The sequence below is a fragment of the Liberibacter crescens BT-1 genome, assembly GCF_000325745.1.
GTDB classification, from domain to species: domain Bacteria; phylum Pseudomonadota; class Alphaproteobacteria; order Rhizobiales; family Rhizobiaceae; genus Liberibacter; species Liberibacter crescens.
The window spans coordinates 697,022-711,968 of the sequence record NC_019907.1 but is presented as its reverse complement, the minus strand read 5'-3'; the positions used below and the strand labels follow the sequence as shown (position 1 = coordinate 711,968).

The window sequence follows — 14,947 nt, the reverse complement described above, 5'->3', positions numbered from 1 at the left end:
TCATTATCCTTTAATAACGCAGTTATATTATAGAAAAAGTAAATTATGTTATTAATTTATATTTAAGTCATTTGTCTAATATAGGGGGGATTTCTTTCGAAATTGAGTTTTTTAAAGTGATTCATTAAAAAAGAAATATAGCTGAAGCACTCACGCTATAGGGATGTAGTATAAATAGTACAAGTAATGAAGTGAGTTCCATTTTGCGAGTAAAATGGGATAACTGGTTACGAGGCGTAAAGCTTATGGCTGATAATAAACAGAATGAAGTAATTTATAATAAGGCATTTAAAGCACTCAAAGATGCCTTGAGTTCAGATTCTGATTATCTCCATGCTGATTCCGAACAGAAATATATTACAGCATCTACAAAAAATGATGATTCCAAACCAAGTTCTCAACAGAGTGATGCCAGTAAGTTTTTTTCTTCCGCACTATCCCCTGCTAACGATATTTCTAGTAATAGTATTACTCACATCCTAAAAAACATCGATAAAACTTCAATTAGTACTGCATTGCGTAATTCAACAATAATTTCATTCTTTTGGGTTCTTTTTGGCTTGATTGTAGCAATCAAACTATACCGAGTATCTGAAGCGCAATCTTTTTATGACATAGTAAGTCAGCCAGGATCCATGATGTTGCTTATGGCAATTATCTTTCCTGTTATGTTATTTTTTTCTTTCTCTATCATGATCGCTCGTGCACAAGAGATGCGAAATGCTACACGTTCTATAGCAGAAGTCGCCCTTCGTCTTGTAGAACCAGAAACTGTTGCTTCTGAACGCGTTGTTTCAGTTGGACAAACTGTACGCAGAGAAGTTTCAGCCATGAGTGAAGGAATAGAACGTAGCATTGCGCGTGCAAGTGAGCTGGAAACACTTGTTCACTCTGAAGTTAATGCACTTGAACGTAGCTATGCTGATAACGAAATGCGTATGCGTAACCTTATCGAACAATTAAGCGCAGAACGTGAATCAATATTCAATCACGCAGAGAGAATTCGCTCATCTATTGTTGAAGTTCATAACCAAATTAGAGAAGAATTATCTCTTACACATGAAGATATTTCACTTCGTCTTTCAACTTCAGGTGAAGCATTTGCATCAATGATTGATAGCCGTATATCTTCATTAACAGAAAAAACGTATCTTTCAATAGAATCATTGGTAAATACAATGTCTTCTAAAACTAGCCAATTACTTCAAACATTGAGTTCAACTGGCTCTTCTTTAAACAAAGAATTTGATGAACGTTTGTTATCTTTATCAATTGTTCTTAATGAAAGTGGACGTAATTTTCTTGATCATTTTGGCACACATGCATCAACATTAAATGATAATACAGAAAAATTGAACCTTATATTAGACGAACGAGTCAAACAACTCAATAAAATGTTGGTGGATCGTACAGATGAGATATCTGAAGGCTTTTCCTTGGGTGAAAGTTCAATAAAAAATTCTCTCCATAATGCTTTGAAAAATTTTAATGCTTCTCTAGAAGAACAGCGTATCAATTTTCATAAAAGTCTGCAATTAACTTCAGATGAAGCAATCATGGATATTGATCTCCGGGCTGGTCTGGTTGAAGATAGACTTAAAGCTACTGTTGAAAAGGTTTCTACAGTTTTTGATAATAGTATTGCTGAATTTACGGATGCTTTTGACAATCGGTTTGGAGCTTTAGATACGAAGCTGGTCGAAAGTTTAGCAAGTATAAACGGACAGATATCTAGCTCTTATGGAAATATAGAAAGCCTTGTATTTTCTAATGTTCAAGGTATTAATTCATCACTTCAAGATCATGCTTCAGTTTTATCAGAAGCTTTATCCAGCGGGCAAAAAGGAATTGAAAATGTTATCAACAAAGGTAGCGAAGAAATAGGCAATACTTTAATAAATAATATAAAGGATATTGCGCTTAATTTAGAAGAAAAACGTCAGCAAATTAATTCTGATCTTAATGGACGTTCAGAAGCAATAAGTTCTTCTATTAAAGGAGCTTATCAAGAAATTGATAATATGATAACAGAACATAACACCTCTTTTATTAACTCTTTAATAGAAACCCAATCAAAGTTTGAAAAAGTCCTTTCAGATCGTCCTCAGGTTATTGTCGATAGTCTTTCAAAAGATATTGGGAAATTAACCGAAACATTATATGACAAGACTATGGCATTGGCTATTGCTCTTTCAGAGAGTCAAAAGCTCTTGGAAGATACCCTTGAGAGTCATACAAATAGTATTGTAGAGAAAATTTCTAATGCTGAAAATGAAGTAGCAGAAAACTTTAGTAAAAATTCAGAATCTATATACACTGCTTACGATAATAATCATAAGAAACTACAAGAAACTCTACAAAACCACGCAAAGTCCTTGGCAAATATATTCCATAGCAACGGTGAACAACTTGACCATGTCTTCGGAAGTTCTACTGAAAGAATGGGTTCTCTACTTTCTAATAATTCTTCTCGAATAGAAGAGATTTTAAATGGTGGTAGCTCTGGGATTGACCTGGCACTTTCGACAGCACATAAAAGGTTTAGCCAGACATTAGAGAAAGGCGCAGAATTAATTTCAACAACAATAGAAGAAAAACATCAAAAGATTGATTCAAATATTCTAAAACATTCAGATAGAATTGATACGATCATGTTCGAGCACAGCAATGTTTTTATTCAGGCTTTATCAGAGAATCAATCAAAATTTGAGTCAAGTATTGCAGAGAAACCTCAGTCTATTGTTGATTCTATATCCAAGGATATCGGAAAATTAACTCAAACAGTCTATGAAAAAACTATGGCTTTGGCTGTTGCCCTTTCTGAAAGTCAACAACGTCTCGACACTACATTAGAAACTCATACAAATATTGTTGTAGAAAAAATTTCCACTACTGAAAGTAAAGTTAATAAAAATTTTGGAGAGAGAATAAATTCTATTTGTACAGCATATGCCGACAATCATAAAACTCTAGAAACAAAACTTTCCAGTCATGCAAAATTATTAGAGAACCTCATTACAGGCGGTGGAGGAAAACTAGGAAGTATTATTGAGGTTTCTTCTAATATTGTTAAGGATCTTCTAGATGATAGTTCATCCCGTATGGAAAAATTGTTAACCGGAGGAGTTGACGATGTTAATACAGTTTTATTAAATGCCCATCAAAAATTTAATGAAACCTTAGGAAACAGGGCAGAAACAATTACGGCTGTTTTAGATGAAAAATGTCGTTATCTTGATAGCAATATTTCTGAAAAAGCCTCCTATATTGTAAGCGCTGTTACTGAGAGTACATCTATGATGGAAACTTCTCTGAAAGATCGAGAGCTTTCTATTCGTCAGACTTTTAATGTTTCTGTAGATTCCTTTGAAAAACTCTCCAATAATGTCGAAAGACTATCAGAAAAATTAAATAATGTCGTCAATGATGTATCGCAATCTGCTTATAATATTTCTTCAAGTCTAGAGACATCCATTACTGATATAAGTACAAAAATTTTTGAAACTGATATCCATTTTGAAAAAAATATTTCTACTTTTGAAAGTCGAATATCAGGTGTTGTCGATGAAGTATCTGAAATTATAGATGTTGCAGGTCAAAGTATTAATCAAAAAACAGAGACTATGTCTGATGTATTACGATCTGAAATAGATAACGTCTCTAATGTTCTAGCTAAAAAAGCTATACAAGTGACCAATGATTTATCACAAGTTAGCGAAGGATTCTTTGAAACTTTAGAGAAAGGAACTCTTTCTTTAGCAAATAGACTGGAAGAGCATTCCAACAAAATAGTGTCTCAAGTGAATGACACGCATAATTTTCTTACTGTTGAAGCTGATAATGTTGTAAAGAGCTTTGAAGATGCTGGCATTTCAATTGCAACCAAGGTAGAAGCAGCAAAAGGAATTATGAGTGAAAATATAGAATATTTTTCTGGAAAAATCGATGAAGCAAGTAAAATTTTAGAAGTTCAAGGAGAGAAAATACACTCTGATCTTATTACCTCTAGTAATAGTATTATCAAAACTCTTGAAGAAGCTGATAAAGTAATCTCTTCCCGTTCAGGCACAGTTTGTTCTACGATAGAAAAACAAACTCACAGTATAAATGAAACTTTATTGAATGTTGATCGTACATTAGAAACACACAATATTGCTATCCAAACTAATATCGAAGAACGAACAAAAGAAATAGAATCCAGTATTTTAGAAGTCGATAAGGTTTTAAAAGAGCGAAGCAGTTCAATTAATATAGCTTTTAATGAACGTACTCATGCTTTGGATTCTTTACTTACCAGTCGTTCAGTTGAGTTATCACAGGTTATTGAAGAAAAAACAAACCGTATTATGGAACAATATTCTAACATAGGAGATTCTATCTCTCAGCGTATCACGGCTACTGTATTGACAGGTGTTAAAGTTTTTGGTGAAAAAAATTCTCTAATGCTTGAGGCCATTGATGAAAGGGTTCGCAATTCTGCTAATGCACTTAGTAAAGTAGAAAGTATTCTTGTTCGTAATGTTGATAAGCTGATTTCTCGTATTAAAGAGAGCAATGCAGATATATCTTCTGTTATCAATAATGCCACTAATGATCTTTCAGAAATAGATAATCGTTTACACAAAACAACAGATAATGTTGCAGAAACAGCAAATCAGGTAAAAGGAATGCTTGTTGCTTCATCAAAATTATTTGAAGGAAAGGTTGATGAGCTTTATAAAATTTCAGGGCATACTCTTTCACAAATAAATGATATTGTAAATAAATTTGATGAGCATGCCCGTGTTCTTTCCCAAACTCGTGATTTATTATTAGATGCACAATCAAGTACTGCTTTAACATTGGATGAACGTGCAAAAGCTTTAACTGCGCTAACAGATGGTCTTGAACGAAAATCTACAGAAATTGAAGAATCGATGACACTTCTTACCAAAAATATCAAAGAAGTTTTTGATCAAACTGAATACCAATCAGAGAAGATAATCTCTGGTATACAGAATAATATTGAAACATCTTTCACAGAAATTGGGCATGCGTTATCTAATATTGAAGATCGTGCAGAAAAGTCAACAAATGTAATTAATAACAATCTTATTCATTTTAGTTCAACTTTTGATTCTGTAGAAGAACGTGCACACAGTTTTTCAGATCTTTTACTGAGGGATCTTGCTTCTTCGTTTGCTAAAATTGAGCATATTTTTTCTGAAATAGAACAGAAGTCAGATCAGGCCGTTCGATTACTTCTAGATACATTACAGGAAGCAATTGTTTCTTCTGTAAGTCGTTTTTCTGAAGCAAGTGAAGATATACGTCGTTCTGCAAGTACGATTAGCCAAGAGTTAGAAATAACTCGTAGTGAATTAAGAAATGGTTCAATGGAATTATCTGAAGAAGCAAGAGAAAGTATTAATTTTATGCGCCGTGCTATTGGAGATCAGATGAAAGCCTTACAAGAATTAGCACAAGTTGTTAACTATCAACCAAATCAATTGAATATCTCAGAATCTGAAAAAGATCCCTCTCTGCCTTTACCAATGGCAGCAGGAAGAAATCCAACTTCGATGCTTTCTAATCCATTAAAAAACCTTCGTTCTAATCGTTCTGATAATTATCAGGATAAGTTTGCAAAAAATGATGGTTGGTTAAGTGATCTTTTGCATGCTGCCTCAAGTAATGAAGAAGAAGAACTTATGGAAGCCCCACGAAGTCAAGACAAAAGATTTGAGAAACCAACAGCTAAGTCTAAAAAAGAAATTAATAATTCCATAGATCCTGTTAACTCTCTTGCATCAGATATTGCGAAGTCTGTTGATCATGATGCTTTTATTAATTTATGGAAACGTTATACACGAGGAGAACGAAACATTTTTACTCGGCGTCTTTATACCTTGAAAGGTCAGCAACTATTTGATGAAATTAAACAAAGATATGAAAATGATTATGATTTTCGTGTTGCTGTTGACAGCTACATAGCAGACTTTGAAAAAATATTATCTGATGTTACATATTCAAACTCTGATCCTTCTATAACTCAAAGCTATATTATGTCAGATAGCGGAAAGGTTTATACAATGCTGGCACATGCTTCAGATCATATGATTTAATAAAATGATAAAGTATTTTTATTTTAAAATTAAAAACCTGTTATCTAAGATTTTTTTAGGTTACTTGATAAGTTTTTATAGCAATAGCTCTATTTTCTCTTGTTAAGAAGTTGAGTTAATTTTAATTAAAACCGTCTTTTATATAAAGTATACATCATATGCCATTGACGCAACCATTGAGGAATAATTTGTTGCCTATCAAGGATATCTGCACCATTACTTTTAGCTTTTTTTAAAATAGACTCTGTAATACTAACAGGAATAAAAGCTGATAGTATTGGCATAGAAATATTTTGAATATTTTTTCTTGCTTTTAAAAGATGCTCTAAGCCTAATTCAGAAAAAGCATTAATAGCAATTGATATACGTTGCCGATCTTCTCCTAATAAAAAAGTTTCACGATTAAGTCCAGTAGCTACAAGGATATCCAACGGTAAATATAATTGGCCACGGCTACGATGTAAACCTGCTAATAAAAGTAAGCCACCAATAGATTGAGCAATTCCGGCATGTATTATCGCTTTCATTAAAGAAGGTACTTCTTCTCGATTTAAAATAAACACAGCAAGTTGAATAATGTTAGAGGCAGTTCTGGAAGCATAGAGCTCTAACTGTTGGGAAGTATTCATAGGTGCATCATATAAATCAAAAATTCGAGCTTCTATAATATCTAGAAAACATTGAAAAGGAAGATTATATTTATTAATAGCTTCTAAAACTTCCTTTGAAAAAGATGAGTGTTCTGTTTCTATATCGTTAGAATTTTTCTGAAAAAGATTTTTCCAAAATTGGAAGCGTATTTCACCGGTCAATGGATTAGTTACCATATCTCGTACACGTGCTAATTCAGCATTAAATCTATAAATTGTCGCTAGATTATTACGGACTTCTTTGGGAGAAAGTAAGCAGGCAAGATATCGATCCCGGTCAATATCTCTTAATATTTCAAGAGAAAACCTCTCAATATTAGATTTTTTTTCATTCATCCTTAAATTTTTTTCCTCATATAGAGATCAACATTGTTTCTATTCTTGGATATGAATGAACAGTAAGGATGTTATTCAGGATTTACGGATGCAAAACCTCTTATTTAAAGAATAGACCATATAGATAATTACTTTATAGAGTAATTTCTATTAACCCTATTCTTCTTTCACTGATAGTATCAAAATACTCAATATTTTCTTTTTTATAACAAAAAATAGCTTTTAGAGTAAAGAACACAAAACATTCCTTTCCTCTTCAAGCAATCACTAATCCTGTACTTAACTTAATAAGTGATATGAACAACTTGATATTCTTTATTTTACAGGTTCAGTTTTAGAACGAATGTCAGAGATAAATGATCTAATAACACGTACCCGTATACCTTCAGCTATTTCCACCTCAATTTCAGTATCATCAATAACTTTTGTCACTTTAGCTGCTATACCACCGCCTGTGATAACATAATCACCTCTCCGGATACTTTTAAGCATTTCGGCTCTTTGCTTAATTTGCTGGCGCTGTGGACGAATAAGAAGAAAATACCAGACAAGCATCAAAGGGACAACCAACACGAACATTTCCATAGCCGAACTTAAGCTATTAGAGCCTACCGTGGCTGTTTGCGTGGAAGCCTCGGTAAAAAACATAAAAAAACCCTCCAAAAATTAATAGTTAGACAAGTATATACTGAGTCTATTAAGGAAATACAATAACAGCTTTTATATAGCTATTAAAATTATTACATCTCCATATTATTTAATAATTTAAAAAAATTTTAGAGAGATGCTTTTGCAATATATTTATCTATTATGTTATATTAGCCTTAAATCAGTTAAGGATTATGATTTTTTATATTTTTAATTTTAATTTCGAAAGACAGAAAAATGGTTTCTTCTGACGTCCGTGTACGTGTTGCCCCTTCTCCAACAGGAGAGCCACATGTTGGTACTGTCTATACAGCATTGTTTAATTATCTTTTTGCAAAAAAAATGGGAGGAGAGTTTATTCTAAGAATTGAAGATACAGATTCTGAACGTTCCACAAAAGAATTTGAAGATAATTTAATAAATGCACTTAAATGGTGTGGTTTGAGTTGGATTGAAGGTCCTGACGTAGGGGGACCTTATGGGCCTTACCGCCAATCAGATCGAAAACATATATATAATCCATATGTTCAGACACTGATCAATAAAGGTCATGCTTTTCGCTGTTTTTGTAGTGTGGAAAGACTCAAGGAAATGCGTAAAGAGCAACTTCAAAAAGGAATTTCATCGCGATATGATGGATATTGTCTGAGATTATCTGAAGAAGAGAGCAATCGATATAAAAATTCTGGTAAACCATATACCGTTCGTATGAAAATACCAGAAAGAGGTTCATGCACGTTCAAGGATAGAATCTACGGCAATATCGAAATTCCTTGGAGTGCCATTGATATGCAAGTTTTATTAAAAGAAAATGGTATGCCTACATATCACATGGCAAATGTTGTTGATGATTATCTTATGAAGATTACCCATGTAGCACGTGGAGAAGAATGGCTTCCTTCTGTTCCAAAACATATCCTGATTTATGAATATCTTAATTGGAAAAAGCCTGAATTTATCCATTTGCCATTAATGAGGAATATAGACAAATCGAAGTTATCAAAACGAAAAAATCCAACTTCGATTTCTTATTATTCAGCACTTGGTTATCTTCCAGAAGCGCTTATAAATTTTCTTGGATTACTTTTTATACAAAATGGCACTGATGACGAGTTAATGGATATTGAAGGGTTATCAAAAAAATTTACTCTTGACAATTTTTCAAAATCAGGGGCTATTTTTGATCTTCAAAAACTCGATTGGTTAAATGGTCGTTGGATCAGAGAAAAACTTTCGCAAGAGGAATTTATTAACCGTGTATTTCGATGGTCGATGGAAAAAAATTCTTTAATTGAAGGATTAAAACTATCCCAATCTCGGATTACACATTTTGGTGCATTACCTGATATAGCAAGTTTTTTATTCAAATCAAATATTTGTTTAACTCCGCTATCTTTTTCAGATTTATCTCTTTCTTCACAAGAGATTTTTGAAATCCTAGATAAAGTACAAGAAGATTTAGAGAAATTAAAGGAATGGAAAAAGAAAACAATTGAAGAGCAACTAAGAATTACATCTAAAGAATTAAATAAAAAATTTAAGATTGTTTTAGCTCCTTTATTTATTGCTATATCTGGTTCAAAACGTTCTCTACCACTTTTTGATAGCATAGAAATCCTTGGACGTTCTGTCGTGCGTCAGAGACTTAAAGTAGCAAAAGAACTCGTAATATCAATTTCTACGGATTTATAAATAAGGAATAAAAATGTCCCAAGACAGTTGTTCAGTATCTCTATCGTCTGACGTTACCGAAGTACGAGAACAAAAATTAAATCTTCTTAAGAACTTAATAAAAGAAGTCTATCCTGCTCATTTTCATCGTACCTTTACAAATGCTCAATTAATAGAAAAATATAATTATCTACAACCTGAAGAACAATCAACCGATATTGTTATCTCTGCTGGTCGTATTCATTCTTCACGCAATTCAGGGATGTTCATGGATATTCATGATAGCAGTCATAAAATCCAAGTATTTACACACAAGAATATTACTCTTCAATCCTCCCAAGAATTGTTACCAATGATAGATCTTGGAGATATTATAGGCGTGAAGGGTTATATGCGTCGTACCAAACGAGGCGAATTAACTATCAATGCAGAAGAAATTACGATATTGGTCAAATCTCTTCGTCCAATGCCAGAAAAATATCATGGTCTCTCTGATATAGAACTCCGCTATCGTAAACGTTATCTTGATATTATCAGTAATGAGGAATCCAAATTACGCTTTCAACAACGTAGTCATATTATTTCTTCTATCCGTCAAATGATGCAGGAAGAAGAATTTATGGAAGTAGAAACTCCTATGCTGCAGCCAATTTATGGAGGAGCTACGGCTGATCCTTTTAAAACACATCATAATATACTGAAAACTGATATGTATTTAAGAATTGCACCAGAGTTATATCTTAAGCGCCTTCTTATATCAGGCCTAACAGATAAGATATTTGAGCTTAACCGAAATTTTCGTAACGAAGGTATTTCAACTCGCCATAATCCAGAATTTACCATGATGGAAGCTTATTGGGCCTACACCGATTATCACGATATGATGTGTCTTGTTGAAAAGATATTTTCAACTCTTGCTATTAATATGTATAAAAATACCGAATTTGCTTTTGATGAAAAAATTATTTCTTTTAAAGCCCCTTTCCCACGAAAACCTATGCCTGATTTAGTAAAAAATGCCACAGGAATTGATTTTAGGTGTTTGAAAAATAGTTCAGAAGCTCAATGTGCAGCAAAGGATGCTGGATTTGAAGTTGAAAAAGATGCAAAATGGGGTGAAATTTTAATTTTCTTTTTGAAGAATTGGTTGAAAAAAACCTTATACAACCAACACATGTTACACATTTTCCGAAAGATGTTTCTCCCTTTGCAAAAGAACTCCCTGAAGATAATCGATTTGTAGAACGTTTTGAAACTTATTGTAATGGCTGGGAAATATGCAATGCTTTTTCTGAACTTAATGATCCCAAAGAACAACGTATACGTATGACAGAGCAGCTAATACAAGCGCATCAACGTGGTGAAAAAGAAAAAATATTGGATGAAGATTTTCTTGAGGCAATGGAACATGGAATGCCCCCTGCTAGTGGTCTTGGCTTAGGAATTGATCGGTTAGTAATGCTTTTAACCAATGCACCTTCAATCAGAGATGTTATTCTCTTTCCGGCACAACGAATTAAGATAACTTAATTACAAAGAATATTTTTTATATAAATTCCTTTAAAGAAGGAATTCTTTGCCAACTCTTATCAAGCTGATTTCTAAACCAGGTAATCTGTCTTTTCGCATATTGACGAGTTGCTATAACCCCTCTTTCTAATGTTTGTTCATAACTTATTTCGTTTTTTAACATCAAAATGATATCACGCACACCTATCGCTTTCATAGCAGGTAAATCTGAAGATAATTCAAAATTTACTAATTTCTGAACTTCCTCTACAGCTCCGTTATCCATCATGTATTTAAAACGATGCTTAATATTTTTATTGAGTTCATCACGTTCAGGTAAAATAAGCAACTTAAGTGGAGATAAACTTGACATTGATTGTTCTTTAGATTGTTCCCAAAATTGTGTAATCGATTTTCCAGATGACATAAAGATTTCAAGCGCTCGAGCAATTCTTTGCCCATCACGACTTTTTATCTTTTGAGATGCAGGGAAATCAATAGAAGCCAACTTACTATAAAGTGCCTCTGTACCATATTGATGCAACCATTCACGTACAATTTTACGAATTGAATCCGGAACATCAGGCATTTCAGAAAAATTTCCAGTTAATGCACGAAAATAAAGGCCTGTTCCACCAACTACTACAGGTAAATGTCCTCGTTTTTGTATATCAAAAATCATTTTTTTAGCACAACGCAACCACTCCCCTGTAGAATAAGAATCTCCGGGAAATATATGTCCATAAAGGTGGTGTGGAATACCTCTCATATCTTGTATAGACGGACGAGAAGTTAATATCTGAATGATATCATAAACTTGCATGCTATCAGCATTAATAATCTCGCCATTGTATTTATCTGCCAATTGTAAAGCAAATCCTGACTTGCCGCTTGCTGTTGGTCCCGTTATTAATATAATATTAATATTTTGTGAAAGGATAACCATAATGCCTCTTGTTGCCACGCTTATTACTAATCCTTCAACTCCTCTGCTTAATATTTCGTTGATAAAAAAAGCTTCTAAAGTCGTAAACGGCTCAAATATTAACTGGCTTGCAGAGAATATCGCTTGCGATATAATTCTTCCTATTGAAGCAAATATTGATATTTGTCAAAAAGCACTAAAACTTTTTATTGGTAATGAAAAAATTGATATCGTTATCCAAGAAATTGAAAAGAGACGCAAACATCTCCTCATTGCTGATATGGATTCTACCATGATTCAACAAGAATGTCTTGATGAATTAGCAAAAGAAATAGGATTAAGCGATGAAATTTTAGATATAACAAGGCGTGCCATGAATGGTGAAATAGAATTTAATACTGCACTTCGTCAAAGAATGCATTACCTGAAAGGAATATCAACAAAAATTATCAATACTGTCATAAAAAATCGCATTACATTTACCCCTGGAGGAAGAGAACTTATTTCTACTATGAAAAAAAATGGTGCTTATACCGTACTTGTTTCAGGTGGATTTACTGTCTTTACCAAAATTATTGCTCATGCTCTTGGATTTGATGAGCACTATGGAAATAGTCTTATAGAAAAAGATAATCTTTTTACAGGAGAAATAGTAGAACCCATCTTGGATTCAAAAGAAAAATCAAAAATTCTCTTAAAAACAGCTGATATGCTCAATATATCTCCTCAAGAAATTTTAGCTGTTGGAGATGGAGCAAACGATGTAGAAATGATAAAATTAGCAGGATCAGGAGTAGCTCTGCACGCAAAACCTATCTTGGCAGAGCAAGCAAAAATACGCATTGATTATAGTGACCTTACAGCTCTTTTGTATATTCAAGGATATAAAAAAGATGAATTTATTATGTAAATTAATGTCTACTACACATAATTATCCTATTTGTTTTGTGTATCTATTTATTTTTAATAATAGAAAGTCATAAAGCAATCTACTTATATTAAAAAAACTAAATAATTGAGAATTAAAACATTAATAATTATTACAGGCTCAACAAAAAATTTAAAATCTTACATTTCATTAATCTTTAAACTTAGAAAGTGAAAGAGGTTTTTTACTTTCTGATGGAACATTTAAATATTTAAAAAATTGAGAATTAGGAGAAAGAACAAATGAAGTTTCAGAAGAGGAAAGTGCATTGATATATGCTTTCATCGAACGATAAAAATCAAAAAAAGCAGGATCTCTTCTGAACGCATCAGAAAAGAGTCGGGTACGTTCAGCATCTCCTTGACCTCTATTTATTTCTGAATCACGCTGAGCATCAGCGATGATTTCAATAGCTTCTCGATCTGCTATAGACCGATAACGTTGACTTTTTTCTTTACCGCGAGAACGAATGAATTCTGCTTCAGCAAGACGTTCAGCCTTCATACGATCATAAGTTTGTTGAGATACTTCCTGTGTAAGGTCAGTACGCCGTATACGTACATCCTCAATCATCAATCCCAATTTTTCTGCATCTCCAATAATATCATTACGGACATCAATCATCATGTCACTACGTTGTTTAGATAATGCCACTTCAAATTTACGCAAACCATAAACACGTCGCAAGGCAGAATCAAGACGTGTGCGTAAACGAGATTCTGCTGCATTACGATCACCAGAAACAGATTCACGGAATAGACGCGCATCCGCTATACGATAAACTACAAAAGCATCAACCTCATAAAATTTACCATCTGAAACTTGTACACGCATATTATCAAGATCTAGACGCAAAACCTGCTTTGGAAGATATTGTATATTATCAGCATCCATAAAAGCAAAAGGCATTTTAAAGTAAATCCCTGGCTCTGTCTTAACTGAATATATTTTTCCAAATCTTACAATAATAGCCTGCTCGCGAGGATTAATAATGAATATTGATGAATACAACAAAAAAGATGCGGTTAGTAAAAAAATAATGAAAATAGCAGGAAGTCTATTCAACATTACGTGTACCTCCTTCTACTTTTTTACGAATTTGAGGGAAAACTTCATTGAGGGGTAAATAAGGAATAACAGATTGATTATTATCAATAATTATTTTATTTGATTTCTTTAAAACCTCTTCCATAGTTTCAATATAGATACGTTGTCGTGTTATATCAGGAGCTTTCAAATATTGATTATATATTGATATAAAGCGCTCCGCTTCACCTTCGGCTTCCTTAACAACCCTATTCTTATATGCAATAGAAGATTCGCGTATACGGGCTGCCTCTCCTCGAGAAAGACCAAGTTTCTGGTTTTTATACTTATTAGCCTCTTCAACAAAACGATCTTCATCTTGTTCTGCACGCTGCACTTCATCAAAAGCATCTGCAACCTCACGGGGAGGAGCAGCATCTTCAATAGAGACTGCATTTATTAAAATTCCAGATTTGTATATGTTAAGAGTATCTTGAATTACGTTTTTTACTTCTAAAGATACCTGCTGTCGGTTCGCACGAAAAATATCAAGAGCTGGACGTCTTCCTACCACTTCTCTCATGGCACTTTCTGCTACTTGCTTCAATGTTTCTGTCGGATTTTCTACATTAAATAAATATGCACGTGGATCATTAACCATATACAAAACAGAAAACTGAACATTCACTATATTTTGGTCGCCTGAAAGCATTAACCCTTCTGTTGAATTATTCTTTCTCTCTCCACCTATGTTTTTCTGTCGTTCTATAACTTTAACAATTTCAACATTATCAATAGGCCACAACATTAAATGAAGGCCTGGCATATAAATATCTTTTTTTGGCTTACCAAAACGCATTTCAACAGCCCGCTCGTCAGGTTGAACAGTATATATAGACTGACTTCCCCAAAAGATAAGAAAAAAAGCAATAATAAGTAACGGAACTCCTCCATTAAAACCAAAAGGAAAAATTTGTTTAAACTGATTCTTTATACTTTTTATAATTTTTTCTAAATCTTGCTGCGAAACATTCCCATGCGGATTGCTTGGCTTATGAGAACCCCAAGGCCCTCCATTATCGCCACTTTGATTGCTCCAAGGCATTAATACCTCTTAAAAGTTTACTTCATTTAATATTGATAATCGTTA

General features: G+C 33.2%; 8 protein-coding genes and 1 pseudogene. 4 read left to right on the top strand and 5 right to left on the bottom strand.

Going from position 1 to position 14,947, the window contains the following annotated elements; all coding sequences use genetic code 11:
- Window positions 1-245 precede the first annotated feature (245 nt).
- On the top strand, window positions 246-6,104 hold the full coding sequence (locus B488_RS03130; RefSeq protein ID WP_015273063.1) for an apolipoprotein A-IV repeat region-like domain-containing protein: 5,859 nt from the start codon (window positions 246-248) through the stop codon (window positions 6,102-6,104).
- A gap of 125 nt (window positions 6,105-6,229) precedes the next feature.
- Here the strand turns inward: B488_RS03130 and B488_RS03125 are convergent, their stop codons facing one another.
- Window positions 6,230-7,090, bottom strand: a complete 861-nt coding sequence (locus B488_RS03125) for a phytoene/squalene synthase family protein (RefSeq protein ID WP_015273062.1) — start codon at window positions 7,088-7,090, stop codon at window positions 6,230-6,232.
- Window positions 7,091-7,405: 315 nt separating this feature from the next.
- Complete coding sequence (gene yajC, locus B488_RS03120; protein ID WP_041770662.1) at window positions 7,406-7,738, bottom strand: preprotein translocase subunit YajC; 333 nt, start codon at window positions 7,736-7,738, stop codon at window positions 7,406-7,408.
- 237 nt (window positions 7,739-7,975) lie between these two features.
- Here yajC and gltX point away from each other — a divergent pair, with 237 nt between their 5' ends.
- Together gltX and lysS are read left to right on the top strand one after the other, a co-directional pair.
- Window positions 7,976-9,430 (top strand): glutamate--tRNA ligase, encoded by a 1,455-nt coding sequence (gene gltX, locus B488_RS03115; protein ID WP_015273060.1) that lies wholly within the window; start codon window positions 7,976-7,978, stop codon window positions 9,428-9,430.
- A gap of 13 nt (window positions 9,431-9,443) precedes the next feature.
- Window positions 9,444-10,939, top strand: a pseudogene (gene lysS / locus B488_RS03110) (lysine--tRNA ligase).
- A 16-nt stretch (window positions 10,940-10,955) separates the two neighbouring features.
- Here lysS and miaA read toward each other — a convergent pair.
- Window positions 10,956-11,882: a tRNA (adenosine(37)-N6)-dimethylallyltransferase MiaA gene (gene miaA / locus B488_RS03105; RefSeq protein ID WP_244422711.1), complete on the bottom strand. Its 927-nt coding sequence runs from the start codon at window positions 11,880-11,882 to the stop codon at window positions 10,956-10,958.
- On the opposite strand from miaA, the gene serB reads away from it, so the two are divergent.
- Window positions 11,866-12,753 (top strand): phosphoserine phosphatase SerB, encoded by an 888-nt coding sequence (gene serB / locus B488_RS03100; RefSeq protein WP_015273057.1) that lies wholly within the window; start codon window positions 11,866-11,868, stop codon window positions 12,751-12,753. The genes miaA and serB overlap by 17 nt on opposite strands.
- A 168-nt stretch (window positions 12,754-12,921) precedes the next feature.
- Here the strand turns inward: serB and hflC are convergent, their stop codons facing one another.
- A complete protein-coding gene (gene hflC, locus B488_RS03095; RefSeq protein WP_015273056.1) occupies window positions 12,922-13,839 on the bottom strand; it encodes a protease modulator HflC in 918 nt (305 codons plus the stop codon).
- Entirely contained in the window at window positions 13,829-14,902 is a 1,074-nt protein-coding gene (hflK, locus tag B488_RS03090) for an FtsH protease activity modulator HflK (RefSeq protein WP_015273055.1), read from the bottom strand. Before hflK ends, hflC begins: the two co-directional genes overlap by 11 nt.
- Window positions 14,903-14,947: the final 45 nt, after the last annotated feature.